Annotated in this window: 29 protein-coding genes; 13 read left to right on the top strand and 16 right to left on the bottom strand. The window is 69.2% G+C overall.

Annotated elements, in window-relative coordinates:
- Nucleotides 1–558, bottom strand: a complete 558-nt coding sequence (locus tag ACLJQ7_RS30080; protein WP_410651533.1) for a TetR/AcrR family transcriptional regulator — start codon at nt 556–558, stop codon at nt 1–3.
- A gap of 73 nt (nt 559–631) precedes the next feature.
- On the opposite strand from ACLJQ7_RS30080, the gene ACLJQ7_RS30075 reads away from it, so the two are divergent.
- On the top strand, nt 632–1,138 hold the full coding sequence (locus tag ACLJQ7_RS30075) for a PaaI family thioesterase (RefSeq protein WP_410651532.1): 507 nt from the start codon (nt 632–634) through the stop codon (nt 1,136–1,138).
- Here ACLJQ7_RS30075 and ACLJQ7_RS30070 read toward each other — a convergent pair.
- The 3 genes from ACLJQ7_RS30070 to ACLJQ7_RS30060 form a co-directional block, all read right to left on the bottom strand.
- Nucleotides 1,135–1,488 carry a nuclear transport factor 2 family protein gene (locus ACLJQ7_RS30070; RefSeq protein WP_410651531.1) on the bottom strand — a complete coding sequence of 118 codons (354 nt, stop codon included), beginning with the start codon at nt 1,486–1,488 and terminating at the stop codon, nt 1,135–1,137. The two genes, ACLJQ7_RS30075 and ACLJQ7_RS30070, sit on opposite strands and share 4 nt — an antisense overlap.
- A gap of 61 nt (nt 1,489–1,549) precedes the next feature.
- A complete protein-coding gene (locus tag ACLJQ7_RS30065; protein WP_410651530.1) occupies nt 1,550–2,752 on the bottom strand; it encodes an ROK family protein in 1,203 nt (400 codons plus the stop codon).
- Between the two features lie 207 nt (nt 2,753–2,959).
- Complete coding sequence (locus ACLJQ7_RS30060; protein ID WP_410651529.1) at nt 2,960–3,688, bottom strand: zf-HC2 domain-containing protein; 729 nt, start codon at nt 3,686–3,688, stop codon at nt 2,960–2,962.
- Nucleotides 3,689–3,746: 58 nt separating this feature from the next.
- Here ACLJQ7_RS30060 and sigC point away from each other — a divergent pair, with 58 nt between their 5' ends.
- From sigC to ACLJQ7_RS30035, 5 genes are all read left to right on the top strand, one after another.
- Entirely contained in the window at nt 3,747–4,316 is a 570-nt protein-coding gene (gene sigC, locus ACLJQ7_RS30055; RefSeq protein WP_410651528.1) for an RNA polymerase sigma factor SigC, read from the top strand.
- Nucleotides 4,317–4,508: 192 nt separating this feature from the next.
- Entirely contained in the window at nt 4,509–6,755 is a 2,247-nt protein-coding gene (locus ACLJQ7_RS30050) for a molybdopterin cofactor-binding domain-containing protein (protein WP_410651527.1), read from the top strand.
- A gap of 26 nt (nt 6,756–6,781) precedes the next feature.
- The gene (locus ACLJQ7_RS30045; RefSeq protein WP_410651526.1) at nt 6,782–7,237 is read left to right on the top strand and encodes a (2Fe-2S)-binding protein; all 456 of its coding nucleotides are present in this window, start codon (nt 6,782–6,784) and stop codon (nt 7,235–7,237) included.
- Between the two features lie 139 nt (nt 7,238–7,376).
- Nucleotides 7,377–8,618: a PucR family transcriptional regulator gene (locus tag ACLJQ7_RS30040; RefSeq protein ID WP_410651525.1), complete on the top strand. Its 1,242-nt coding sequence runs from the start codon at nt 7,377–7,379 to the stop codon at nt 8,616–8,618.
- A gap of 9 nt (nt 8,619–8,627) precedes the next feature.
- Entirely contained in the window at nt 8,628–9,443 is an 816-nt protein-coding gene (locus tag ACLJQ7_RS30035) for an aldo/keto reductase (RefSeq protein ID WP_410651524.1), read from the top strand.
- Here the strand turns inward: ACLJQ7_RS30035 and ACLJQ7_RS30030 are convergent.
- A complete protein-coding gene (locus ACLJQ7_RS30030) occupies nt 9,430–10,176 on the bottom strand; it encodes a class I SAM-dependent methyltransferase (RefSeq protein ID WP_410651523.1) in 747 nt (248 codons plus the stop codon). The genes ACLJQ7_RS30035 and ACLJQ7_RS30030 overlap by 14 nt on opposite strands.
- 81 nt (nt 10,177–10,257) lie before the next feature.
- Here ACLJQ7_RS30030 and ACLJQ7_RS30025 point away from each other — a divergent pair, with 81 nt between their 5' ends.
- Nucleotides 10,258–10,494: a hypothetical protein gene (locus tag ACLJQ7_RS30025; protein WP_410651522.1), complete on the top strand. Its 237-nt coding sequence runs from the start codon at nt 10,258–10,260 to the stop codon at nt 10,492–10,494.
- Here ACLJQ7_RS30025 and mgrA read toward each other — a convergent pair.
- Nucleotides 10,460–11,494, bottom strand: coding sequence for an L-glyceraldehyde 3-phosphate reductase (gene mgrA / locus ACLJQ7_RS30020; protein ID WP_410651521.1), 1,035 nt, complete (start codon nt 11,492–11,494; stop codon nt 10,460–10,462). The genes ACLJQ7_RS30025 and mgrA overlap by 35 nt on opposite strands.
- Before the next feature lie 189 nt (nt 11,495–11,683).
- Between mgrA and ACLJQ7_RS30015 the strand changes: the two genes are divergently transcribed.
- Both ACLJQ7_RS30015 and ACLJQ7_RS30010 read left to right on the top strand, forming a co-directional pair.
- Nucleotides 11,684–12,565 (top strand): AAA family ATPase, encoded by an 882-nt coding sequence (locus tag ACLJQ7_RS30015; protein WP_410651520.1) that lies wholly within the window; start codon nt 11,684–11,686, stop codon nt 12,563–12,565.
- Complete coding sequence (locus ACLJQ7_RS30010; protein WP_410651519.1) at nt 12,562–13,911, top strand: vWA domain-containing protein; 1,350 nt, start codon at nt 12,562–12,564, stop codon at nt 13,909–13,911. The genes ACLJQ7_RS30015 and ACLJQ7_RS30010 overlap by 4 nt, the downstream gene beginning before the upstream one ends.
- Here the strand turns inward: ACLJQ7_RS30010 and ACLJQ7_RS30005 are convergent.
- Nucleotides 13,908–14,729, bottom strand: a complete 822-nt coding sequence (locus tag ACLJQ7_RS30005) for a lytic murein transglycosylase (RefSeq protein ID WP_410651518.1) — start codon at nt 14,727–14,729, stop codon at nt 13,908–13,910. The genes ACLJQ7_RS30010 and ACLJQ7_RS30005 overlap by 4 nt on opposite strands.
- A gap of 134 nt (nt 14,730–14,863) precedes the next feature.
- On the bottom strand, nt 14,864–15,838 hold the full coding sequence (gene add, locus ACLJQ7_RS30000; protein WP_410651517.1) for an adenosine deaminase: 975 nt from the start codon (nt 15,836–15,838) through the stop codon (nt 14,864–14,866).
- Nucleotides 15,839–15,997: 159 nt separating this feature from the next.
- Between add and ACLJQ7_RS29995 the strand changes: the two genes are divergently transcribed.
- Complete coding sequence (locus ACLJQ7_RS29995) at nt 15,998–16,216, top strand: antitoxin (protein ID WP_063276581.1); 219 nt, start codon at nt 15,998–16,000, stop codon at nt 16,214–16,216.
- Here the strand turns inward: ACLJQ7_RS29995 and recQ are convergent.
- The gene (gene recQ / locus ACLJQ7_RS29990) at nt 16,213–18,063 is read right to left on the bottom strand and encodes a DNA helicase RecQ (RefSeq protein WP_410651516.1); all 1,851 of its coding nucleotides are present in this window, start codon (nt 18,061–18,063) and stop codon (nt 16,213–16,215) included. The two genes, ACLJQ7_RS29995 and recQ, sit on opposite strands and share 4 nt — an antisense overlap.
- Before the next feature lie 65 nt (nt 18,064–18,128).
- Nucleotides 18,129–18,476, bottom strand: coding sequence for an ArsR/SmtB family transcription factor (locus tag ACLJQ7_RS29985; RefSeq protein WP_410651515.1), 348 nt, complete (start codon nt 18,474–18,476; stop codon nt 18,129–18,131).
- Between the two features lie 98 nt (nt 18,477–18,574).
- Between ACLJQ7_RS29985 and ACLJQ7_RS29980 the strand changes: the two genes are divergently transcribed.
- Both ACLJQ7_RS29980 and ACLJQ7_RS29975 read left to right on the top strand, forming a co-directional pair.
- Nucleotides 18,575–19,087 carry a mycothiol transferase gene (locus ACLJQ7_RS29980; RefSeq protein WP_410651514.1) on the top strand — a complete coding sequence of 171 codons (513 nt, stop codon included), beginning with the start codon at nt 18,575–18,577 and terminating at the stop codon, nt 19,085–19,087.
- A gap of 57 nt (nt 19,088–19,144) precedes the next feature.
- Nucleotides 19,145–19,708, top strand: a complete 564-nt coding sequence (locus ACLJQ7_RS29975; RefSeq protein WP_410651513.1) for a hypothetical protein — start codon at nt 19,145–19,147, stop codon at nt 19,706–19,708.
- Here ACLJQ7_RS29975 and ACLJQ7_RS29970 read toward each other — a convergent pair.
- Complete coding sequence (locus tag ACLJQ7_RS29970; RefSeq protein ID WP_410651512.1) at nt 19,705–20,574, bottom strand: hypothetical protein; 870 nt, start codon at nt 20,572–20,574, stop codon at nt 19,705–19,707. The two genes, ACLJQ7_RS29975 and ACLJQ7_RS29970, sit on opposite strands and share 4 nt — an antisense overlap.
- 292 nt (nt 20,575–20,866) lie before the next feature.
- Here ACLJQ7_RS29970 and ACLJQ7_RS29965 point away from each other — a divergent pair, with 292 nt between their 5' ends.
- Nucleotides 20,867–21,817 (top strand): hypothetical protein, encoded by a 951-nt coding sequence (locus tag ACLJQ7_RS29965; RefSeq protein WP_410651511.1) that lies wholly within the window; start codon nt 20,867–20,869, stop codon nt 21,815–21,817.
- Here ACLJQ7_RS29965 and ACLJQ7_RS29960 read toward each other — a convergent pair.
- From ACLJQ7_RS29960 to ACLJQ7_RS29940, 5 genes are all read right to left on the bottom strand, one after another.
- A complete protein-coding gene (locus ACLJQ7_RS29960; RefSeq protein ID WP_410651510.1) occupies nt 21,807–22,433 on the bottom strand; it encodes a TetR/AcrR family transcriptional regulator in 627 nt (208 codons plus the stop codon). The genes ACLJQ7_RS29965 and ACLJQ7_RS29960 overlap by 11 nt on opposite strands.
- Nucleotides 22,434–22,525: 92 nt before the next feature.
- On the bottom strand, nt 22,526–22,834 hold the full coding sequence (locus ACLJQ7_RS29955) for a cupin domain-containing protein (protein WP_410651509.1): 309 nt from the start codon (nt 22,832–22,834) through the stop codon (nt 22,526–22,528).
- Between the two features lie 22 nt (nt 22,835–22,856).
- Nucleotides 22,857–23,885, bottom strand: coding sequence for a polyprenyl synthetase family protein (locus ACLJQ7_RS29950; protein WP_410651508.1), 1,029 nt, complete (start codon nt 23,883–23,885; stop codon nt 22,857–22,859).
- A gap of 84 nt (nt 23,886–23,969) precedes the next feature.
- Complete coding sequence (locus ACLJQ7_RS29945) at nt 23,970–24,413, bottom strand: single-stranded DNA-binding protein (protein ID WP_219150473.1); 444 nt, start codon at nt 24,411–24,413, stop codon at nt 23,970–23,972.
- Nucleotides 24,414–24,635: 222 nt separating this feature from the next.
- Nucleotides 24,636–25,028: an NUDIX hydrolase gene (locus ACLJQ7_RS29940; protein WP_410651507.1), complete on the bottom strand. Its 393-nt coding sequence runs from the start codon at nt 25,026–25,028 to the stop codon at nt 24,636–24,638.
- Nucleotides 25,029–25,090 lie beyond the last annotated feature (62 nt).

Genomic DNA, 25,090 nt, shown 5'->3' with positions numbered 1-25,090 from the left:
TCAGGCGGCGTGGATCACGAGCGCGACATGCCGCGCGGCCCTGTCCAGCGCGTCGGACGACCGGTGGACCCGGCTGACCAGCAGGGCTCCTTCGAGGTTGTTCATGATGGCCGTGGCGACGTCTTCGGGATCCTTGATCGCACCGAGCAGTTCGACGAGCAGCGTGTGCCAGGCGGCGAACGCGTCCTGACACGCCTTGGTGATCGCGGGCGAGGCGTTCGCCATCTCCAAAGTGATCGTGGCGAGCGGGCAGCCGCCCCGGTAGTCGTCGGCGGCCAGCGCCTCGCCCGCCTTGCGATACCACCAGGCCACGGCGTCCTCGACGGTCTCGTTGCGCTCGAAGGCGCGGCGGACCGTCTTCGCCACGACGGCGGTGCCGAGCTCTATCGCGGCGACCGCGAGCTGTTCCTTGCCGCCGGGGAAGTGGTGGTACGCCGACCCCCACGGCGTCCCGGCCTGCTCGACCAGCCGCCGCCACGAGGTCGCCTGATAGCCCTCGCGGCGGAAGAGCGTCATCGCGGTCGAGATCATCCGCTCGCGGGTGGTGGTGTCGGACACGTCCCTCAGCATAGTCCTTGACTAGGACGACCGTCTTAGGAAAGTCTGGGACGATCGTCATAGGAGGCGGGCCATGACCACCGATGTCACCGGGCAGACCAGGCAGAAGACCGTGACCTGGCAGGATCCGCTGCCCACCGCCCGGCTCGGCCGGGAACTGTCCGGGCTCGAGTACCTGACCGGTATCGCCGAGGGCCGGATCCCGCCGGCGCCGATCTCGGCGCATTTCGGCATGCGCTGGGTGAGCGTGGCCGAGGGCGACGTCGTGATCGCCGCGACGCCGGACGAGTCGCTGTACAACCCCATCGGGACCGTGCACGGCGGGGTCGCGGCGACCCTGCTGGACTCGGCGGTGGCGTGCGCGGTGCACTCGACCCTGCCCGCCGGCGTCGGGTACACCTCGGTGGAGCTGAAGGTGAACTACCTGCGCGCCATTTCCGGCTCGGTGGGGGAGATCCGCGCGCACGGCTGGGTCGTGAAGGCCGGTTCGCGCGTCGCGTTCGCCGAGGGCGACCTCCGCGACGGGCAGGGCAAGGTGCTCGCGACGGCGTCGAGCACCTGCCTGATCATCAAGTCCTAGAACATCTGCGCGCCGGGCGGCACCGGCTGCTTGACGTCCCAGTGCTCCACGATGAGCCCGTCTTCCACGCGGACGATGTCGACGACGGCCGCACCGGATTCCTCGCCCGGCCGGACGACGTGCAGGTGCACGACGACGTGCTCGTCGTCGGCGATCACGCGTTTCACCGAGACGTCCGCGCCCGCCATCGGTGAATTCCGCAGCGCCTCCACGAAAGCGTCACGGCCGGAGGGGAATCCCGGGCTGTGCGTGACGAAGTCCGGGTGCACGTTCTTGCCCGCGGCGACGAAGTCCTTGTGTACGAACATGTTCTCGAAACAGTCGAGGACGATCTTCTTGGCTGTGGTCATGCGGACATCGTTTCGCGCGGGTTCGCCGCAGTCGATTACCGCGGAGGTAATGCCGCGCGGCTCAGGCCGCGCCGACCTTGCGTTCGAAGACCAGGCCCTCGGCGGCGCGCAGGCCGACGCTGATCGCGCCGGTCAGCACCCCGTCGTCGCCCAGTTCGCCCTGGACGACCGCCGGGACCAGGGGAGTGAACGAGCGCAGGGCGCGATCGATCGGGTCGAGCAGCAGATCGGCCGCGGTGCCGATCCCGCCGCCGAGCACGATCAGTTCGGGATCGATCACCGCCGCCACCGACGCCACGGTGTACGCGAGCCTGTCGGCCTCCGCTTCGACGGCGCGCAGGGCGAGTTCGTCGCCATCGCGGGCGAGCCGGAAGACCTCGCGGGCCGATTTCGCCGTGCCGAGGCCGAGTTCGCGCGCGCCGCGGACGACGGACTGTGCCGCCGTCGCCTCTTCGAGGTGGCCGCGGACCGGCGGGGCGTCCTCGCCCTCGCCCGGCGCGTGCGACTGTCCGTACGGCAGGTAGCCGATTTCGCCCGCCGCGCCCGTCGCGCCGCGGAAGACCTGGCCATTGACCATCACGCCCATGCCGACACCGGTGCCGATGGTGATGCAGCCGAAGACCGACGCGCCCCGCGCGGCGCCGCGTTCCCATTCGCCGACGGCGGTGAGGTTCGCGTCGTTCTCGACCATGAGATCCGGGCCGAGGACGGCTTCGAGTTCGTCGAGCAGGCCGGCCTTGCCCCAGCCGGGCAGGTTCGGCGCGTGCCGGAAGCAGCGTTTGTCCGGGTCCGCGACGCCGGGGGAGCCGAGGACGCGCACGACGATGTCGGCCTGGCTCAGCCCCGCTTCGCGCACGGTCGCCGCGGCGAGGGCGCCCACCGCGCTGACGAGCGCGGTGCCCGAACGCGAGGTGTTCCGCTCGTCACGGCGGGCGACCACGGTGTGGCCGAGGTCCGAGACGGCGACGCGGAGGTGCTCGCGTCCGATGTCGACACCGAGGACGTAGCCCGCCGTGGGATCCGCTTCGTAGAGGACGGCGGACCGGCCGGTGCCGGTCGAGGTGTGCCCGGTCGCCCTGGCGAGGCCGGCCGCTTCGAGTGCCAGTAACGCTTGGCTCACCGTGGGTTTCGAAAGTCCGGTGTCCTTGGCGACCTGGGGCCGCGTCGCCGGGCCGCTGCGGCGCAGGAGGTCCAGCACGGCGCGCTGATTGATCTTCCGCATCCCGGCGGGGGTGCCGACGGGTGGGTTTTCTGCGCCAACCACGAACTTAGCCTCCTGTCGAACCAAGGTGTTCCACCAAAGTTATCCGGCTCCGGCCCGAAAAGGGCAAGAAGGTTTACATTCGGTGGTTCCAGGCGACGATAAACGTGCCCGCGCCGCGAATCGCGCACGCCGCGCGCGAAAACCCGTGATTCACCCGGTATCCGGGCGAGTGCTCCCCGTGACCGGTAATGGTCTAGACCAAGCGGTTCAAGCCACGTGACGGCTCGCCGGGCGCCGGAAACCCCTGTGCTGACGGGGTCGTTCGGGGACTTCGCCGGTCTCGTGGCCCGTTTCGGCGCCGCGGGAATCCGGGTAGCCAGCCGTCGTCGCCGGGCTGGGGCGGTGGCGCAGGCGGTGCTGCCGGTTCACCACGTACAGCAACAACAGTCCGGCGACGACCAACCCGTGGGTGAGCACGCGCCCGGCGGTGACCTGTCCGGTGACGAGGTCGCCCGCCGACAACGCCAGGAGGAGCGCGACGAAACCGGTCAGCGCGGGCAACTGCCCGGACGCCGCCTTCGTGCGCACGGCCGCCCAGCCGAGGCCGACACCGACGGCGAGGTTCCACGCGCTGCTTTCGTGCGAAAGGTGCCCGATCAGGGATTCCGTGCCGTGTCCCGCGGCGTGGTCTTCGACGCCCAGCAGCTGGGCGAAGGCGAGACCGAGCTGCGCGATCGCGACCAGCGCGAGCGCGATCCTGGCGGGCCAGCCCTCGCTCGGCGGGGCGGGGGTGCGGTCGAGGATGACGGCGGTGAGGTCCGGGACTCTGGGAGCGGGCCGCAGCAGCATCGCCCGGTGCATCCGCTCGGCGCGCGAGAGCCACGATCGGCAAGCGGGGCAGCCCGCCACGTGCCGGTCGACCACCTCGGGCGGGGCGGGTTCGGTTTCGCCGTCGAGCCGGGCCGACAGGGCCTCGCGGCAGGTCTCGCACTTCACGTCTCACTTGTCGGGCGCGGGCCTGCCCCGGTTCCCGGGACGCTGCTACGTTTCTCGTATGGCCGGGCCGCGCAACCACGACGACGAGCGGGTGACCGAGCTCGCTCTCGCCGCCGCCCGCGGTGACCGGCGGGCGCTGGAGGACTGGGTGCGTGCCACCCAGGCCGACGTCTGGCGCTTCGTCGCGCACCTCGCCGACGTCGGCGCCGCGGACGATCTCACCCAGGAGACGTACCTGCGCGCGTTCGGCAGCCTGCGGCGGTTCGCCGGCCGGTCCTCTTCGCGGACCTGGCTCCTGTCGATCGCGCGTCGCGTCGTCGTCGACCGCATCCGGGCGGCTTCGGCGCGCCCGAAGCTCGCGGATGTCGACTGGGAGGCCACCGCCGAGCGGCGTGGTGCCCGTCAGGCGGAGGGCGTCGCCGGTTTCGAGGAGCTGGTGGAGCTGCGGATGCTGCTCGACGGGCTCGACCCGGAGCGGCGCGAGGTCCTCGTCCTCACCCAGGTGCTCGGGCTTTCGTACGCCGAGGCCGCCGAGATCTGCGGCTGCCCGGTCGGCACCGTGCGTTCACGCGTCGCGCGTGCCCGCGAGGACCTGCTCGAAGCGGGCCGGGAGCGCGACTCCATCTAGCGCCGCTGTTCCGGGAGCGCTGTGGCGCGCCACACATTCGGGGCCGTTCGCTGTCACCTTGTCACACAGATGAGCCAACCCGACTACTCCGCGTTGACTACGCCGAATGCCGGTGCCTAGCGTGTCGCCATCCGACCCCAGGCCGCGCGAGGGTCCCCGCCTTCTCCGCGCGCTCTCGAAGGGATCTTCCCGATGGCCAGTCCCACCACTGGAACCCAAGGCGAGGCGCCGGACTCCGGCGGCCTCGGCCGTCGCCGGTTCCTGAGCTTCCTCGTCGCCGCGCCCACCCTCACGATCGCCACGAAGATCGGTATCGACACCGTCGCGCCCGAAGAGGCCGAAGCCGTTATCCCGACCCTGCCCGGGCCGGCCGAGATCCTCGACCTCGGCGACGTGCTGATCTTGTCGAACGCCCCCACCGCCGGTCTTCTCGTCCTCGAAGTCCGCGAAGACGGCCGCGTGCGGCTGGAGCTGCCGCGGACCGAAGTCGGCCAGGGCATCACCACGGCGAACGCGATGCTGGTCGCCGAGGAGATGGACCTGCCGCTCGACCGCGTCGACGTCGTGCTCTCCGACGCCCGCTCCGAACTGCTGTTCAACCAGCTGACCGGCGGGTCCAACACGATGCGCTCGCTCTACACCCCGGTGCGGACCGCGGCCGCCGCCGCCCGCGCCCGCCTGGTCGCGGCCGCGGCGCGGCAGTGGGGCGCCGACGCCGCCCGGCTGTCCACAAGGGACGGTGCGGTGATCGCGCCCGACGGCCGGCGGGCGGGCTACGGCGCGCTGGCCAAGCCCGCCGCCCGCGCCGACCTCGGCAAGCTCACCGCCACCCCGAAGGCGGAGTCCGCGCACAAGCTGGTCGGCACGCCGCAATCGCGCAAGGACGCCCGCGCGATGGTCACCGGACAGCTGCAGTACACGCTGGACCTGGACATCCCCGGCGCGAAACCGGTCATGGTCCGCCGCCCGCCGACGATCAACGGCACGGTCAAGAAGGTCAACAACGAGGCCGCAGTCCGCGCGATGCCCGGCATCATCGACCTCGCCGTGATCAAAACCGGGGTCGCGGTGATGGCCGAGACGTTCGGCCAGGCGCTCGACGGCAAGAACGCCCTCGACGTCACCTGGAACGGCGGCACCGTCGACGGCGAGAACAACGCGACGATCAAGAAGAAGCTGCAGGCCGCGGCGCTGCCCTTCGTCGTGCCGCCGCTGCTGACCCAGTACGTCGACGGCGAGTTCGACTTCGCTTTCGCCAGCCACGCCCCGTTGGAGACCAACTCGGCCGTCGCCGACGTCCGGGAGGACGGCGCCACCATCTGGTCCGGCATGAAGGTCCCGATCCTCGCGAAGCAGAACATCGCGCGGGAACTCGGGCTGCCGGAGAACAAGGTCGTCGTGCACGTCCAGCAGGCGGGCGGTTCCTTCGGCCGGCGGCTGTTCTCCGACGGCGCCATCGAGGCCGCGCGTGCGTCCAAGGCGTTCAAGCGGCCGGTGCGGCTGATGTGGAGCCGCATCGACGACATGCGCCACGGCCGCGCGCGGGCCGCGAGTCACCACAAGATCCGCGCCACCTTCGCGCTCGGCCAGGTGCTCTCCTTCGAGCACCGTGTCGCCAGCGTGGAAACCGACTGGGGTCACGGGCTCGGCGAGGTCTTGACCGCCTTCGCCGCGGAACTGCCGGTCGGCGGCAACCTGAGCTTCGCGCAGACGGTGTTCCTCCTGACGGTGAAGTCGCCGTACAACTTCGGTGTCACAACGCAGCTGCTTAACGAGGTGCCGGTGGACTTCCACACCGGTGCCTGGCGGTCGGTGTACTCCGCGAGCACGCGCGGCGCGGAAGAGATCATGGTCGACGAGATCGCCGCGAAACTCGGCAAGGACCCGGTCGCGTTCCGGCGCGAATTCATCAAGAACGACCGGCAGCGCGCGGTACTGGACAAGGTCGCCGAACTCGGCGAGTGGGGCAAGAAGATGCCCAAGGGCTTCGCGCAGGGTGTCGCCGTGCACGGCGAGTACAAGTCGTACACCGCCTGCCTCGTCGAAATGGACGCCCGCGACCCGAAGAAACCGCGCGTCACCAAGGCGACCATCGCCGTCGACGTCGGCAAGCCGATCAACCCGCGCGGGATCGAGGCGCAGATGCTCGGCGGCCTGACCGACGGCATCGCCACGACGCTGACCGCGGGTCTGCACATCGACAAGGGCCTGCCGCTGGAGGGCAGCTACTCGCAGTTCCACTACGCGCGGCAGAAGAACTCGCCGACGGACGTCAAGATCCACGTGATGCCGGAGACGGGCGAGATCGGCGGGGCGGGGGAGCTCGGCGTACCCGCGCCGGTCGGCGCGATCGGGAACGCCTACGCGCGGGCCACCGGGATCAAACCGCGCAGCTTCCCGATCGTCTTCCCGATCGACTTCGAACCCTTCCCCCGCTGACTTTCCTTCCCCGCCAAGGAGTTCCGATGCCCAATTACACCTTCACGGTGAACGGGAAGACCGTCACCGTCGACGCGCCCGCGGATCTGCCCATGCTGTGGGCGCTGCGGGACAAGCTCGGCGTCCGCGGCCCGAAGTACGGCTGTGGGATCAACGTCTGCAAGGCCTGCACCAGCCACCTCGACGGCGAGGCGTTCAACCCGTGCGTGACGCCGGTGTCCGACTGCTCGGGCAAGGAGGTCACCACGATCGAAGGTCTCGCCGACGGTGGCGACCTGCACCCGGTGCAGGAGGCCTGGCTGGAGCAGGACGTCGCGCAGTGCGGCTACTGTCAGCCGGGGCAGATCATGGCGGCGGTGGCGCTGCTGAAGAAGTCGAAGAACCCGACCGACGCCGAGATCGACGCGATCCAGAACGTCTGCCGGTGCGGCACCTACTTCCGGATCCGGGAAGCGATCAAGAGCGCGGCCGCGAAGATGTGAAACCCGCTGGTGCGGCGGAAATATCGATTTTCCGCCGCACCGGCGGCGCCTCTCGGCTTCGGCGGGCCACCTCCGGGCAAGTCGTGTTAGATGACGTCCCCAGGGACTCGACGAGGAGCCCCTGCCTCGGAGGACGTCCATGCACTACCGAACTGTGCTCCGCGAAGGTTCGGCCGCCATCGTCGCCGAACTGGCCGTGGAGGTCGAAAAGCAGCTGCCGGCGCTCATCGACAGCACTGTCGGGCAGATCCGTGCCGAGATGCCGGTGTACCGCGACGCGCAGTTCGTCAGCCTCGCCGAACTGCGGACGTCGGTGCGGAACAACCTCGAGTTCGTCATGCGGACCCTCCGCGGCACGGAGGAACCCGACCTCGCCCAGGCGAGGGCGACCGGGCGCGCCCGCGCGCTGCAGGGCGCGCCGCTGCCGGAACTGCTGCGGGCCTACCGGATCGGGCTCACCGAGGTGTGGAACCGGTTCGTCGACCTGACCGCTTCGAGCGGGCACCAGGACCTCCGCGGCCTCGTCGCCGCGACGTCGGCGATCTGGGCGCTGATCGACGACTACGCCGAGGCGCTGACGACGACGTACCGTGACACCACCGCCGAAGTCATGCTGGCGCACCAAAGCAGGCGCTCCGCGTTGGTCGAAGCGCTGTTCGCCGGCGGCGCGGCCACCGAGGGCACGCTGTGGGACATCGCGCGCGTGCTGGAACTCTCGCTCGACGGGACGTATGTGGTCGTCGCCGCCGAGACCCCCCGTGTCGGGCACGAACCGTTGCCCCAGATCGAAAACCGCCTCCGCGAACGGCATCACGCGTCCGCCTGGCGGCTCACCCCGGATCTGCAGGTCGGCGTGGTCTCGATGCGGGATCCGGTGGCCTCCCAGGTGATCATCGAACTGCTGCGGGAGAACCAGACCGGCCGGATCGGGGTGAGCCCGGTGTTCACCGGCCTCGGGAACACCTCCCGCGCGCTGCACCTCGCGCGCGTCGCGCTCTCCAGCCTGATGCCGGGCTCGACGGGAATGGTGCAGTTCAACGAATCCCCGCTGGCCGGTCTCGTCGCCAGCGCGCCGGAGGCGTCGGTCCAGCTCGCGCACCACGTGCTCCGGCCGATCCTGGAGCTGCCCGGCGACGACCGGAACGTGCTCCTGCTGACGTTGCGGGCCTGGTTCGAATGCCAGGGTTCCACGAAACTGACGTCCGAGCGGATGTTCTGTCACCCCAACACGATCCGGCACCGCCTGAAGCGGATCTCCGAGGAACTGGGGCGTTCGCTGACCGATCCGGCCGACATCGCCGAACTCGGCGCCGCCCTGCGCGCGCTCCACATGTTCCCGGACACCTCGCATTTGCCCTCGCCGAGGGATCCGCTGCGCTAGGTTTCCCCCATGAACGAATTCGCCATCGGCGGGGATTTGACCGTGCACCGCCTCGGTTTCGGCGCCATGCGCCTGCCGACCGAAGCCGGGCCCGCGCGTGAGGCGTCCATCGCCTTGGCGCGGAGGGCCGTGGAGCTCGGCATCACCCTGATCGACACCGCGCACCTGTACGGCGGCGGTGCCAACGAGGAACTCCTCGCGGAAGCGCTGTACCCGTATCCGGAGGATCTGGTGGTCACCACCAAGGTCGGCGTCGTGCGGACCGGCGACGACTGGAAGTACGACGGGCGGCCGGAATCACTGCGAGTGCAGGTCGACGAAGGGCTGCGGCGGCTACGTGTCGAACGGATCGAGCTGCTGCAGCTGCACCGCCTCGATCCGGAAACCCCGCTGGCCGACCAGCTCGGTGCGCTTCGGGATCTGCGCGACGAAGGCAAGATCGGCCGGATCGGCCTGTCCGAGGTCACCGTGGACGAACTCGCGCGGGCGCGGGAGATCGTGGACATCGCGAGCGTGCAGAACCGCTACAGCCTCCTCGACCGCGAGCACGAGGCGGTGCTGGACGCGTGCGAGGCGGCCGGGATCGCTTTCCTGCCTTGGCGTCCGGTGCTCGGCGCGGCGTCCGAGGCCGGAACCGAGCTCACCACCGTCGCCGCGGAGCTCGGGGCGACCACGGCGCAGGTAGGGCTCGCGTGGCTGCTCGCGCGGTCACCGGTGATCCTGCCGATCCCCGGGACAGCGAGCATCGCGCACCTGGAGGAGAACTTCGCCGCCGCCGACGTCAAGCTGACCGCTGAGCAGCTGGAGCGGCTTACGAAGGCTTGACGGCCTCCACGAGCACCCGCCGCGAGTGCGCGACGAACTTCCCGTCGGTCTCGATCATCCGATGCAGTTCCGCGAGCTTGTCGCGGTACGTCTCCACCTCGAAGCCGGGCACGATCCAGATCACCTTCCGGAGGAAGTGCACGACCGCGGCGAGGTCGAAGAACTCCATCCGCAGTTTCGCCGGTTCGAGGCGCTCGACCCGCAGCCCGACGGCCTCCGCCTCGACGCGCAGCACGTCGGGCGTCCAGCCGCCGTAGTCCTGCGGGCCGAGGAAGAATTCCTTCAGCTCCCGCCCGGTGCCGGCGCCGATCTGTTGCGACAGAAAGGTTCCGCCCGGGCGGAGCACGCGGGCGATCTCCCGCCACGGGTTCTCGATCGGATGACGGCTGGTCACCAGTTCGAAGGACTCGTCGGGGAAGGGCAACGGTGCGTCGAATTCCGCCTCGACCACTTGGCCGCCCAGCGGCGCGAGGGTCTTCCTGGCGACCTCGACGTTCGGCGGCCAGCCTTCGGTGGCGGCGAGGACCGGCGGCGGTTTCGGGATGCCCGCGAGCACCTCGCCGCCGCCGGTCTGCAGGTCCAGCCCGGCGGCGGCCGTCGCCATCCGCTCGCCGAGGAGCCGCGAGTAACCCCACGGTGGCCGTTCCTCGGTGGCCCGGCCTTCGAACCACGAGAAATCCCAGCCTTCGACCGGGACGGCCTCTCCTTCGGCGAGCAGTTCTTCGAACGTCATGTCCGCAGTCTCGGTCCCTCCGCCCGCCGGGGCAACGCGTTTTCGGGACCTGTCCCCGAACGTGGCGGCCACACTGGGCGGATGAACCGAGACACCGAACCGAAACCCGTGTGGACACCGGCGAGTGTGCTCGGCTGGGTGGTGGGAACGGTCCTCATCCTGATCGTCGGCACCTTGATCCTCGGGGTCGTCCTCGGGAGGTTCCTCGGGAACCCGACACTCTCCTACGTGGTCGGATTCATCCTTTCCGCTCTCTACGCCGGCTTTCTCGTCGCGCGAGCGATCAAGCTCCGTCGGTCGAGCGCTTCCAGAGGTTGATGTCGGCCTCGGTGGCGTAGCGGTCGATCTCGGCCAGCTCTTCGTGGGTGAAGTGCAGGTTCTTCAGCGCGCCGACGTTGTCCTCCAGCTGGGCGACGCTGCTCGCGCCGATCAGCACCGACGTCATCCGCGGATCACGCAGGCCCCACGCGAGCGCGAGCTGCGCCAGTGTCTGCCCGCGCCGCTCGGCGATCTCGTTCAGCGCCCGGATCTTGCCGAGGGTGCTCTCGGTGATCGTGTCCGGGTTGAGCGACTTCCCTTGCGCCGCACGGGAGTTCTCGGGAACGCCGTCGAGGTAGCGGCTGGTCAGCAGTCCCTGTGCCAGCGGCGAGAAGGCGATGCAGCCCGCGCCTTCGGCTTCGAGCGTGTCGAGCAGTTCGTCGCCTTCGAGCCAGCGGTTGAACATCGAGTACGACGGCTGGTGGATGAGCAGCGGGGTGCCCAGCTCGCGCAGGAGCCGCGCGGCCTCGACGGTCTTCTCCGACGAGTACGACGAGATGCCGACGTACAGCGCGCGTCCGGACCGGACGGCGGTGTCGAGCGCGCCGACCGTCTCTTCGAGCGGCGTCTCGGGGTCGAAACGATGCGAGTAGAAGATGTCGACGTGGTCCAGGCCCATCCGGCCGAGCGACTGGTCCAAAGAGGACAGAAGGTACTTGCGCGAGCCCCATTCGCCGTACGGGCCGGGCCACATGTCGTAACCCGCCTTGGTCGAGACGACCAGTTCGTCACGGTAGGGCTTGAAATCCGACGCCAGCAGCCTGCCGAAGTTCTTCTCGGCCGAACCGTAGGGCGGACCGTAGTTGTTGGCGAGGTCGAAATGGGTGATACCCAGGTCGAACGCGCGCCGCGCGATGTCCCGCTGGGTGCCCAGTGGCTTGTCGTCGCCGAAGTTGTGCCACAGGCCTAGCGAGATCGCGGGCAGTTTCAGGCCGCTGCGCCCGGTGCGGCGGTACGGGATGCTCTCGTATCGGCCCTCGGCCGCGACATAGATGCTCACGGGCCCGATGCTAGCCGCCGGACGCGCGGGAGAACCCGGACCACGAGCGTATGCGTGGCCGGCCTGGCCTTGACCCGGGCCTCGACGAACTTGACCGCGTCGCCGCCGGGGGTCTCGCTCGGGGTCCTGCCGCCGAAGCGGATCCGCGACGTAGAGTCGGCCGGGTAGGCGATCGAGCTGGGAGGCCGCGTGGCTGGGACCGGGTACTTCACATCCGTCGAAGACGTGACGGCGAAGCTCGCCGACACCGGCTACCTGGCCTCCGCGGCCGTCGCCACCACGGTGTTCCTCGCGGACGCCCTCGCCAAGCCGTTGCTGATCGAGGGCCCCGCCGGGGTCGGCAAGACCGAGCTGGCGAAGGCGGTCGCGCAGGCCAGCGGCTCACGGCTCGTGCGGTTGCAGTGCTACGAAGGCGTCGACGAATCGCGTGCGCTGTACGAGTGGAACCACGCGAAGCAGCTTCTCCGGATCACGGCAGGCAAGGACGAGACCTGGGACGACGCCCGCAACGACATCTTCGGTGAAGAGTTCCTGCTGGCCAGGCCGCTGCTGACGGCGATCAAGGGCGACGAACCGACGGTCCTGCTCATCGACGAGACCGACAAGGCCGACGTCGAGATCGAAGGACTGCTGCTGGAGGTGCTCGGTGACTTCCAGATCACCGTCCCGGAACTCGGCACGATCACCGCCGGGCGCAAGCCGTTCGTGGTGCTGACCTCCAACGCGACGCGTGAACTTTCCGAGGCGTTGCGCCGACGGTGTCTGTTCCTGCACATCGATTTCCCCGATCCGGCACTGGAACAGCGCATCGTGCGGCTCAAGGTGCCGGGCGTCGACGACGCGCTCGCCGCGTCCGTGGTCAAGGTGATCACCGCGCTCCGGGCGATGGAACTGCGGAAGGCGCCCTCGGTCGCCGAAACCATCGACTGGGCCCGCACCTTGCTGGCGCTCGGCGCGGACACTCTCGGCGAGGACGTCGTCCGCGCGAGCCTCGGCGTCATCCTCAAACACCAGGACGACGTCGTGAAGGCGGACGCGCGGCTGGAACTCGGCAAGGTCCTCGGCTCGTGAGCGGCGTGCCGGGCAGGCTCGTCGAATTCGTGGAAGCGTTGCGGGAGCACGGGATTCCGGCGGGTCCCAGTGAGACGGTCGACGCCGCCGCGGCACTCGAAGTACTGGGCCTGGCCTCCCGTGAGCAGACGCGCGAAGGGCTCGCGGCGGCGCTGGTCCGGCGCGGCGGCCAGCGTGCGGTGTTCGACGCGACGTTCGACATCTACTTCCCGCTCGGCGTCGGCGCGCCGTCACAGGATCCCGTCGAAGACCTGGCCGCGTTGCGGGACCGGCTCGCCACGGCGCTCGCCGCCAACGACCAGACGGAACTGACGCAACTGGCCGGGCTCGCCGTCGACCTGCTGGGTGAGTACGGCGGCACGTCGGGCGCCGGTGGTTGGTCGGCCCATCAGACGCTGGAACGGCTTCAGCCGCAGACACTCGTGGTCCGCGTCCTCGAAGCGATCCGTGCCGGCGCACAGGAGGACTTCACCGACCGGCTGGACCGCGACGACGTCCGCCGCCGGGTCGAAGGGTTTCGCGGGCTGGTCCGCACCGAAGCGCGGCGACGGGTGGCGGAAATCCGTGGCAGGGAACGGGTTTCGCGGCACGCCGTCCCGACGGCGGCCGACCGCGTCGACTTCCTGCTCGCCAGCCGCGCGCAGCTCGCCGAACTTCGCCGTGTCGTGCAGCCGTTGTCGCGCAAACTCGCCACCCGCCTGGCCGCCCGGCGACGGCGGCACGCGCGCGGGCAGATCGACCTGCGCCGGACGCTGCGGCGCTCGTTGTCCACCGGTGGCGTCCCGATGCGGCCGTCGTACCGGCGGCACCGGCCGGGAAGGCCGGAAATCGTGCTGCTGTGCGACATGTCGGGCTCGGTGGCCGGTTTCGCGAACTTCACCATGCTGCTGGTGCAGGCCCTGCGCGACCAGTTCAGCAAGGTGCGGGTGTTCGCGTTCATCGACGCGTGCGACGAGATCACCCACCTCGTCGACACCGGCGCCGCCGATCCGGAAGACCTCGGCGCACGTATCCTCGCCGACGCGGAACTGACCCGCTGGGACGGGCACAGCGACTACGGGCACGCGCTCGGCGAGTTCGCCGAACGGTACTCGGATGCCGTGGGGCCCAAGACATCCCTGCTGATTCTCGGCGACGCCAGGACCAACGGCGGCGACCCGAACCTGGCGGCGGTGCGCGGGATCGCCGCCGCGGCGAGGCATACGTACTGGCTCAATCCCGAGCGGACCGCGTTGTGGTCCACCGGTGACTCCGAGGCACACGCGTACGCCCAGGTCGTCGAGATGCACGAATGCCGGAACGTGCACCAGCTGACGCGGCTGGTGACCCGGCTCTTGCCCGCCTAGGGCTTCAGCGCCGCCTTGCCGTAGGCGTCGGCGTTGCTGAACACTTCCTGCCCGTACGCGGTGGAGTTGTTGTAGGTCAGTACCGCGGTCCACCAGCCGGCGGGATCTCCGAGGTCACCGCCCCGCGCGCACAGATACCGCGCGGTCGTCATCGCCGCGTCGTCGATGTTCTGCGGGTCCGGCGCGGCGCCGTCACCGCTCGCGCGGACGCCGTACCGCTTCCAGGTGGCGGGCAGGAACTGCATCGGCCCGACCGCGCGATCCCACTTCGCGTCGCCGTCGAGGGCGCCCTTGTCGGTGTCGACGACCGCCAGCACACCGGGGGAGCCGTCGAGCGGGATGCCGATGATCGGCGGCGTCACGACGCCGTCCTCACCGGCGCGGGAACCGTCGTGCCGGGCGTGCTGGGACTCGGTCCGGCCGATCCCGGCGATGGTCGCCCAGGTGATTTCGCAGCGTGGAGTGGTCTTCGCGGTCTTCTCGGCGGCGTTCACGTAGGCCCGCAACGCGCGCGAGGGGATGTCTGTGTTCTCCACCACCTTCGCGATCCAGGCATCCTTCGCGGGCTCCGCCGGCAGCGGTCCGGCGTCGCCGGGGATCGCCGAACGGGGGGCGGGTTTGAGCGCGGGGACCTCGAAAGCCGGCTTGACCGGCACCGGCTCGCGGTCGTTGAGGCTCACCACGACCCAGACGGCACCGGCGACCAAGGCGCCCACGACCAGGAGCGTGAGCATCACGCAGCCACGCGGGCCGCGTTTCCGCGGCGGCTGTTCCCACTGGTCCATGAAGTCCAGTGTCGAAGGGGACGAAGCGGTCACCGGTTCCACGGTACGTGACGGATGTGGAGAACTTGTGTGGCCCGCCGTCCGGGTGACCCGGCCCACCTTCCGCATTTCGTCCTCTGGATGCGGTAGTTGCACGCGCAAGTACCGCATTCACAGGACTGATCGCCTCAAGAGAGCCAGGCGTCGATCTCTTGGTGGATCGAACGCTTGAGTTCGGCGGGCGCGAAGGACGCGTCGACGGACGCCCGGGCGAGGCCCGCGAGCGCGAGGTCGTCGTAGGCGAACGCCTCCCGAGTGCGCAGGAACTCGTCGGTCAGCGTCGTCCCGGTGACCGAAGGGACGTCGGTGCTGAGCGTGACCACGAGCCCGGCTTCGATCAGCCGGGGGAGCGGGTGCTCCTCGAACGAGGGCACGAGCCCGAGCGTCACGTTCGACGACGGGCAGACCTCGAGTGCGATACCGCGTTCCCGCACCTCGGCGACCAGCGCGACGTCCTCCAGGATTCGGATGCCGTGGCCGATCCGTTCGCTGTGCCCGATCTCCAGCGCCTCGCGGATGCTGGCCGGGCCGGCGTCCTCCCCGGCGTGGTGGATCAGGTGCAGCCCCGCCTCCTCGGCCTCGTCGCAGATCCCGGCGAACGGCGCGAGCGGGTACTTCTCCTCCCCGGCGAGGCCGATGGCGAACACCCCGTCCGGGGCGTACCGGCGTGCCAGGTCGAGGGTGAGCCGGGCACGTTCGACCGACCGGCGGCGTGAGTGGTCCAGCAGCACCCGCCAGTGGAGCCCGTATTCGGCGGCCCCCGTCGAGAGTCCTTTGAGGACGGACGCCAGCGGCATGTCCGGCTCGCCCAGCCGTTCGCCGTGCGCAGCCGCCGTGAAGGTGACCTCGGCGTAGCGGACGCCGTCCGCGACCTGGTCTTCGCAGAACTCGCGCGCCACCCGTTCGAAGTCCTCCGGCCTCCGCAGGCAGGACCGCAGCAGCCCGTTGTAGTCACCGAACGCGCGGAAGCCGTCGAACACGGGTTGTTCCGCGGGTACGGCGACGCCGTTCGCCTCGCCGAGATCACGGAGCGTGTCCGGCCGGATGGTGCTTTCGAGGTGGACGTGCAGATGAGCCTTGGGCAGCAGCGAAAGATCCCGCATGGGATCGAACCTAGCGGCCTCGACCGGTCTCGCGCGCCTTGTTTTCCATGCTGACCAGCGCGGGTATCCGAAATGAGTGATTTGGCGCGCTTCGGGGAACCCAGTGACCACTACCGGTCGTTGAGCAGGACACAGACGACCCCGAGGAAAGGGACCACAGTGCCTCTACTGCGGAAGTTGACCGCCCTGGCCGGCACCGCCGGGGCCGTGCGCGCCTACGTGCGGAAGAACCCCGAGAAGGTCTCCAAGGTCGTGAACAAGGCCGCGACCTTCGTCGACCACAAGACCAAGGGCAAGTACCACAGCCAGATCAACGGCGCGGTGCGCAAGGTCGACGGAATGACCGGGCGGCCGCCGCGCCGGCCCTACGAGCACTAGGCCTCCGCGAGCGTCTCGAGGATCTGCTCGCCGTACTTCGCGAGCTTGTTCTCGCCGACGCCGCTGACGGTACCCAGCTCCTGCAGCGTGGCGGGTCGTTTGGTGGCGATCTGGCGCAGGGTCGCGTCGTGGAAGATCACGTACGCGGGCACACCTTGTTCCTTCGCCGCCGCGGCCCGCCACGAGCGCAGCAGCTCGAACACCGGCGCCGCCTCGGCGGGCATGTCGGCGGCCGCGGCCTTTTTCGCGCTCGACCTGGCCGCGGCCTTCGCCGCCCGCTCCGGCTCGCGCCGCAGCTGGACCTTCCGTTCCCCGTTCAGCACCTCGGCGCTGCCCTCGGTCAGCACGAGCGAGCCGTAGTCGCCCTCGACCGCGGCGAGCCCCTGGGCCAGCAGCTGCCGCACCACGGCCCGCCACTCGGGCTCCTTCAGTTCCGTGCCGATCCCGAAGACCTTCAGGGAATCGTGCCCGTGCTGTGTCACCTTCGGCGTCGACTTGCCGAGCAGGATGTCGATGATCTGCCCCGCACCGAACTTCTGGCGCCGCTCGTTCTGCAGCCGGACGATGGTCGAAAGGATCTTCTGCGCCGGGATCGTGCCGTCCCAGGTCTCCGGCGGCGCCAGGCAGGTGTCGCAGTTGCCGCAGGGCTCGCTTCGCTGCCCGAAGTAGTTCAGCACCTGCACACGACGGCATTCGACCGTCTCGCACAGCGCCAGCATCGCGTTGAGGTGGGCGCTCAGCTGCCGCTTGTGCGCCTCGGACCCCTCCGACATGTCGATCATCTTGCGCTGCTGGACGACGTCCTGGAGGCCGTACGCCAGCCACGCCGTCGACGGCAGCCCGTCGCGACCCGCGCGACCGGTCTCCTGGTAGTAGCCCTCGACGGACTTCGGCAGGTCCAGATGCGCGACGAACCGTACGTCGGGCTTGTCGATGCCCATGCCGAACGCGATCGTCGCGACGACGATCAGCCCGTCCTCGCGCAGGAACCGCGACTGGTGCTTCGCGCGGGTCCGCGCGTCCAGCCCGGCGTGATACGGCACCGCCGGAATCCCGTTCTCGACCAGGAAATCCGCGGTCTTCTCGACCGAGTTCCGCGACAGGCAGTAGACGATCCCCGCGTCGCCCTTGTGCTCGGTGCGCAGCAGCTCCAGCAGCTGCCGCTGCGGTGAGTTCTTGCCGACGATCCGGTACTGGATGTTCGGCCGGTCGAAACTGGCGACGAAATGCCGCGCGTCGTGCAGGTTGAGCCGGGACGCGATCTCGGCGTGCGTCGCCTTGGTGGCGGTGGCGGTGAGCGCGATCCTCGGCACGTCCGGCCAGCGCTCGTGCACCGCGGACAGCATCAGGTAGTCGGGCCGGAAGTCGTGGCCCCACTGGGAGACACAATGCGCCTCGTCGATCGCGAACAGCGAGATCTTGCCGCGGTCGAGCAACCGCACGGTGGATTCGACCGAGAGCCGCTCGGGGGCCAGGTACAGCAGGTCCAGCTCGCCCGCGACGAACGCGGCCTCGACCCTGTTCCGCTCGGCGTAGTCCTGCGTCGAGTTCAGGAAACCCGCGCGGACGCCGACGTTGCGCAGCGCGTCGACCTGGTCCTGCATCAGCGCGATCAGCGGGGAGATCACCACGCCGACGCCCGGCCGCACCAGCGCCGGGATCTGGTAACACAGCGACTTGCCGCCGCCGGTGGGCATGAGGACGAGCGCGTCACCGCCCGCGATGACGTGTTCGACGATGGCGTGCTGTTCGCCGCGGAAGTCGTCGTAGCCGAAGACGCGGTTCAGCGTTTCAAGGGCTTCGGAAACTTCGGCGACTTCCGAGGTTCCGATGTCGGGGGCTGCCACCCGGACGATTCTAGGGGCGGGGTCCGACAGTCCCCGCGCGCCCGCTCCTTGCACCGGGGGCGAGCCTAGTCGTCCTGTTCGGCGGCCTTCCGGCGTTCGCGGCGGCCGCGCGCGAGCTCGGTGGCGAGCGCGTCGAGCGGTCCGGTCCAGAACCGCCGGTACTGGTCCAGCCAGCCGTCGATCTCCTTGAGCGGGCCCGGATCGACCGAATACAGCCGTCGCGCGCCCTCGGCACGGACGGTGGTGAAGCCGTTTTCGCGCAGGACGCGCAGATGCTGGGAGACCGCGGGCTGCGAGATCCCGAACTCGGCGCGGACCACCGCGGTCACGTCGCCGGAACTCTGTTCCCCGCCCGCCAGCAGTTCCAGGATCCGGCGGCGCACCGGATCCCCGAGGACGTCGAACGCGTGCATCCGGCAACTATCACGGCCTGGGCTTATATAAGTCAAGGTTGTAAGGCAGGGGTCACCTGGCGGTGGCATCGTGGCGGGAGACGCAGGAAGGGGATTCGATGAAACTGGCCGAAGTGGTGACCGACGGGTTCGGCCGCGTCCAAGAGGTCGTGCACGACGCCGTCGAGGGGCTGAGCGCCGACCAGCTGACCGCGAGCCCGGCGCCGGGCGCGAACACGATCGCCTGGTTGATCTGGCATCTGGCCCGGGTGCAGGACGATCACATCGCCGGCCTGATGGGCACCGAGCAGATCTGGACCGCGCAGGACTGGATGGGCCGCTTCTCGCTGCCCTTCCCGGCGTCGGACATCGGATACGGACATCGCCCCGAGGACGTCGAGGCGGTCCGTGTCGGCTCCGCCGACCTGCTGACCGGCTACTACGACGCGGTGCACGAAGCGACGACGGCGTGGGCCGCCGGACTCGGCGAAGCCGACCTCGACCGTATCGTCGACGAGGGCTGGGACCCGCCCGTCACCCTCGGGGTTCGCCTGGTCAGCGTGCTTTCCGACGATCTCCAGCACGCCGGGCAGGCGGCGTACGTCCGAGGGCTCGTACTCCGCGATACGTAGGCGAAGTGCCGCTCCACGACGGACGACGGGAAGGCCGCCCGCGGAAACACTGGTCGCATGAGTACTTCCACAGTGCGGCGACCGCCGATGACGCTCACCCCGCGGTGGCGGAAACTCGTCCTCGTCGTCCATGTCGTTTCGTCACTCGGCTGGCTCGGGATCACCATGGTGAACGCGGTCCTGACCTTCACCTCCGTGTTCACCGACGACCCCCGCCGCCAGCACGGGGCCATCCTGATGATGGACCAGATCGGCGGGTATCTCCTGCTGCCGGTCAGCATGACCGCGCTGGTCAGCGGGATCGTGCTCAGCCTCGGCACGAAATGGGGCCTGATCCGGTACAAGTGGGTCGCGATCAAACTGGTCCTGACCCTGATCGCCGCCGGCCTGACGCTGTTCTCGCTGCTGCCGGGCATCCGTGAACTGGCGATGGCGGCCGAGTCTACTTTGGACGGTGTATTCGTGGCGGCGGGGCGGCGCGTGGACGGGTTCTACCCGATCATCGTGTCCACGACGATGTACGTGACCATGACCGTGCTGTCGGTGTACAAGCCGGGCGGCAAGACCCCGTACGGACGCAGGGTGACCGCCACCCGGGTCCGTGACCGGCAGCCTGCTTAGAACTGTTCGAGGGCTTCGTCGATCCGCTGGGCTTCGGCGCGCAGATCGTCCAAGACGGTCTGCGCGGCCGAGGTCTCATCGTTCGCCGTCTCCTCCTCGAGTTCGGCGTCGGCGAGCCGCCGCCGGAGCTCGTTCGCCTTCTCCGTGGCCTTCTCCGCCCGGCGTTCGGCGCGGGCGACGTCGATCTCGGCCTGTTTGCCGGCTTTCGCGAGCTCGGCGGCCTCGCGCCGGAGCCGGTTGAACTCCGCCACCCGCTTCTGTTCGCGTTCGGCCTCTTCGCGGGCCTTGCCGGTCCGCTCCTGCTCGGCCTTCTCGGCGGCTTTCTGCTTCGCCTTCCGCCGATCGTCCAAATGCGACACGGTGGCGGGTTTCTCGCGCTCCGGCGCGGGTTTCCGCTTCGGTTGCGGGGTGAAGCCACTGGTCAGCCACTGGTCGCCGGTGCTGTCCGCCCCACTGCTCAGCCGCCCGGCCAGCGCGAGCGCCGCGACCTCGGGATCGGCCACGACGGCTTCGAGAGTGGCTTCGACTTCGCGGGCGACAGACTCGCTCATCGAACGTTCGTCCCGCAGGATCCGGTTCACCAGCTCCTGCCGCCGCCGGGCGAGTTTGCGCAGGTCCGCGCCGGCCAGCGCCGAATGCGCCTTGCGCAGATCGTCACCGAGCCCGGCCAGCTCCGCCAGTTCGGGGGAGCCCGCCCGGCGGTTGAGGATCGAGGCCGCGAGCGTGGGCTTCCGCAGGGCGCGGATGCGCCCGGCCAAGGCAGGGTCTCCCGCGGCCTTGGCCTCTTTCGCCCGTTGGTTGCGCACCGACACGAACTCGGCCGGATCGCCGGCGTAGAGCTCGTCCGCGACCTCGTCGAAGTCCATCGCCCTCCGCAGAGTCAGTGGCCGGTCAAGGCCGGACCGGATGGCCATGCCGCCGTACGCGTCAGATGATGATCCCACGAGTCCCCGGAGCTTTCACCTTTTCGGAGTTATCCGGCCGTGCTTCGGTCACCTAGCGGATCGGGTCCTTCGGCGACACCCGCCGGACCGGTGAATCCGGGCTGCCCGGAGCCGGTCGGACCAAGGGAAGATCGGCACTTTGGAGGTCGCTTCCTCCCGATTGCGGAACAACGATGGTGATCAGGGGGAAGCCATCAGCCGCTGGAGGCACCGAATGTCCGTCACCGAACGTGTACCCGTTTCACCGCAGGCGAGTTTCCTCGGTTCCGGACCGTATCCGGAACATCGATGGCGCGTGGTCCTCTGGTCCGTCCTGGCAGGCTTCGCGCTGACCGTGCTCTGGTCGGCGCCCTTTGTGGACAGTGTGATCGGTGACAGTGTCGCCAACACCCTCCTGGGACACGACGCCAAAGCGACCCCGATCGGCGGAGTGCTGGCCGGAACGTTCTTCGCGTTCGTCTCGGGGCTCGCGGGGACGTTCACCGCGTGCAACATCGCCGCTTTCGGTGCCGTGGCCCCGCTTGTCGGCGGGGGAGCCACCGGGCGGCCGAAGTTCACGGAAACGCTGAAGCCACTGGGCTGGATCGCCGCGGGAATGCTGACGGTTTCCGTGGTGTACGGCGTCATCGTCGCGCTCGTCGGCACACGGATGCCGCAGTTCTCGACGGCCTCGTCCTCCGGTGGGCTCAGCCCGCGGAACATCCAGTCGATGATCGTCTACGGCGTGATCGGGATCGTGTTCATCGTGCTGGGCCTGGCTTCCGTCGGCATCGTCCGCAACCCGATCGCCGGGCTCACCCGCCGGTTCCCGCCCGCGCCGCTCGTGCTGATGGGCGCCCTCATCGGCGGTTTCCTGATCGGCAGGCCGTTCCCGCTGTTCCGGATGATGTTCCGCAGCGCGGCCGAAAGCCACAACGTGTTCTACGGCGCCGCCGCGTTCGCCCTCCAGTCGGTCGGCAACATCCTGGTGATGGCGCTGTTGTTCCTTCTGCTCACCCACGGTACGGGCGGGCGGCTGCAGCGATGGATGCTCGCGAAGCCCACCAGGATCGCCGTGGTGACCGGTGCCGCGTTGCTGGTCGCCGGCACGTTCACGCTGCTGTACTGGGACCTGCGCGTGCTGGGCCGGACGGGCGTCATCTGGTACCCGACGATCAAGTGGTGAAGAGCCGGGCCAGCACCTGCTCCACCGACTCCTGAAGACACCTCGCCGCGTCCTCCCGGCCGGCGAGGTGTTTCAGCAGGCCTTGCTGGAACAGGCCGTCGAAGAGCGCATACGCCGTCGACGGGGCGAAATCCGCCGGCTTGCCCAGTAGTTCCGCGTATCGGGACACGACCCGCCAGATCATCAGTTCGAGTGTCTCGTCGATGGCGAGAACGTCGGCCTGGAACAGCTTCTCGAACAGGCTCTGGTTGCGCAGGTCGTACCAGAGCCGGTGCAGCCGCGCGTTTTCACGCAGCGTGGCCGCCGTCGCGGCACCGAAGGCGGTTCTCAGTTCTTCGGCCGTTTCCGCGATTTCGACTATCCGGTCGTACCGGGTGACGCATTCGGCCTTGTACTGCTTGACGCAGTAGGTGATCAGCTCGGCCTTGTCCCGGAAGTAGTAGTGCAGTACCCCGTGGGAGAATTCGGAGTTCTGCGCTATCTCCCGCAGGCTCGTGCGCGCGTAGCCCAGCTCGGACAACGTGACCAGCGCCGACCTCGCCAACTGTGCGCGCCGCTGGCCGAATCTGTCCACTGTGCGGGTCTCGTCCCCGCTGCGGTCCGCCACGTCGGTCACGGTTTTCGCTTCCCGTCGCCTCGGGTGCCCGCCGTCCACGAGCACGTCGTCGGATTCTAGCCCGGGAAAGGGTTTTCTTGCGCCCGATAGAATTACTCGAGCCATTCGGTGATGAAATGGTCGCTTTCGTGGATGTGGACGGCTTCGTAGACTTCCGGCCCGATCACGGCGAACTTGTGTGGGGTCTCCGCGGGCACGACGAGGACGTCGCCCGCTCCTCCTTCGCGTTCGGTGTCCCCGATGGTAAACCTGGCCCGGCCGTGGACGATGACGAATGTCTCGCGATACGGATGCTGGTGCAGCCTCGGTCCGGAACCGTCGACGTCGGTCCGCTCGTGGATGATCGAGACTCCGGAGCCGATGTCGCGGCCTTCGACGTTTCCCAGGGTTTCGGTGGTCATTCCGCCACTCTAGGCGCCGGGCCTACTCGCCGCGATCGACGACGAACGCCGAAAGGCCGACGAGCAGCGCTCTGGCGGGCCGGTCGGGGAGGCTGAACGCGAGGTCTCTCGCCTTGGCGGCGTATCCGTGCGCTTCGGCGAGCGCGCGTACGACACCGGCGGATTCGCGCAGGAGCCCGAGCGCCTCCTGCCGGACCATTGGATCGGAAACCGGTCCGTGGCCGATGATCTCGCGTAGGCGAGCGGCGCCGTGACCCTCGTCGTCGAGCGCGTGGAGCATCGGCAAGGTGACGATGCCTTCACGGAGATCGGTGCCCGCGGACTTGCCGAGGTCGGTGGTGGACGCGGAGATGTCGAGGACGTCGTCGGAGATCTGGAACGCCACCCCGATCAGTTCGCCGTACTGGCCCAACGTTTCGATGGTCCGCTCATCCGCGCCCGACACCTGCGCGCCGAGCCTGCCCGCCATCGCGATCAACGACGCGGATTTGTCGGCCATCACCTGGATGTGGTGCTCGTACGGCGCGTGACGGCCACAGTCCTCGAACGGTCCGGTCGTCTCGAGGAACTGGCCGCGCACGAGCCTGCCGAACGTCTTCGCCTGCGACCGCAACGCGTAGTCGCCGAGCCCGGCGCCGACCCGTGCCGCGCAGGCGAGCACGTAGTCTCCGATCAGGACGGCCTTCTTGTTGCCCCACAAGGAGTTCGCACTGGTGACCCCGTGCCGCATCGGCGCCTCGTCCATGACGTCGTCGTGATAGAGCGTCGCGACATGGACGAGTTCGACGAGTGCGGCCGCCGAAATCGCGTCGCCTCGCCCGTCGCCGAAGGCCGCCGCGGCCAACGCCATCAAGGGACGCAGCCTCTTCCCGCCCGCGCGGACGAGATGGGTGGCGGCTTCGGTGAGTTCCGGCTGACCGGGGCTGCGCAACACCTCCTGAAGTCTCTCTTCGACCCGGGCGAGCCCGGTGCGGAGTTCGGCGGCGAACTCCACGTGCCGCTCGACGGCAGGGTCCAGCCCGAGTTCCGTGATGATCGTGGTCGTGTTCACGACCTCCAGCATCCGAGCCGGTGGTTCGTGACCGCATGGTGCCCGGGAGGGAGATCGCTCCCTCCCGAGAGGGAAACCGCCGGGTCAGAAGGGCGGCTCCGGGTTTCCGGCGGGCACCGGTGTTCGCTCCCAGGCCCCGTCCGACGGTGTGCCGCCCGAACTCCGGCCCGCTTTGTTCACCTTCGCCGTGGCATACCGCAGCGACGGCCCGATCTCGTCGACGTCGAGCTCCACCACCGTGCGTTTCTCGCCTTCCTTGGTTTCGAACGATCGCTGTTTCAGCCTGCCCTGCACGATGACCCTCGTCCCTCTGGTGAGGGATTCGGCCAGGTTCTCCGCGGCCTGCTTCCACAGTGCGCAGCGCAGGAACAGCGGGTCTCCGTCGCGCCATTCCCCGCTCGCGCGGTCCAGGACGCGTGGTGTCGACGCGACCGTGAAGTTCGCGACCGCCGCTCCGGACGGGGTGAACTTCAGCTCCGGGTCGGTCGTCAGGTTGCCGATCACCGTGAGCACCGTTTCTCCGGCCATGGGACTTTCCTCCTCGGGCCGGCGCGCGGACCCGGCCGGGCCCGCTGTCGCCTGTGAAGAGGAGACCACCGGGGTACGACAAGTTCCGGCGTCCCGCGGCGGCCGGAAGTCACGAAAGGGTGGTTCAAGGCGAAAAGTGTCCGAACGGACCGGTCATGACATCCGGGTGGCCGATCACCAAACCGCGCAGGACGGAGCGGAAGTCGTGGGCCCGTTTCGAAGTCAGTCCTCCAGCGCGTGCCGGAAGTGCTCGGCAAGATCGAGGCCGGTGGCTTCTTCCTTGGTGTGCCAGGTGAAAGCGTCGTGTTCCCCGGGATCGAGCACGACTTCGCCCGCGGTCTCTTCGGAGAGCGTGTACACCGTCGCGTGAATCCGCATCGGCCTGCCCGCGACGTCGTCCCAGCTGTGGGTGCCGCGTTCGCCGGTCACGCGGACGGTCAGGCCGGTCTCCTCGGCGAACTCGCGGACCACGGTCTCCTCGGGCCGCTCGCCCTGTTCTACGGTGCCGCCCGGCAGTTCCCAGTGGCCGCCCAGGAAGGATCCGGGCCGCCGCCGGATGAACAGGATCTTCCCACCGCGGATGAGCCTGCCGTAGGCCAAGTACTTGTCCGTCACGAGCGCATCTTCCCGCACCTGAAGTGCCCGCTCGATTGAGGACCGAAGCTGTCCGCAATGCC

The sequence above is a fragment of the Amycolatopsis sp. cmx-4-54 genome (genome assembly GCF_046548895.1).
Classification (GTDB): Bacteria; Actinomycetota; Actinomycetes; order Mycobacteriales; family Pseudonocardiaceae; genus Amycolatopsis.
Note: the sequence above shows the minus strand (reverse complement) of the source record. Positions and strands in the feature narration are given on the sequence as shown.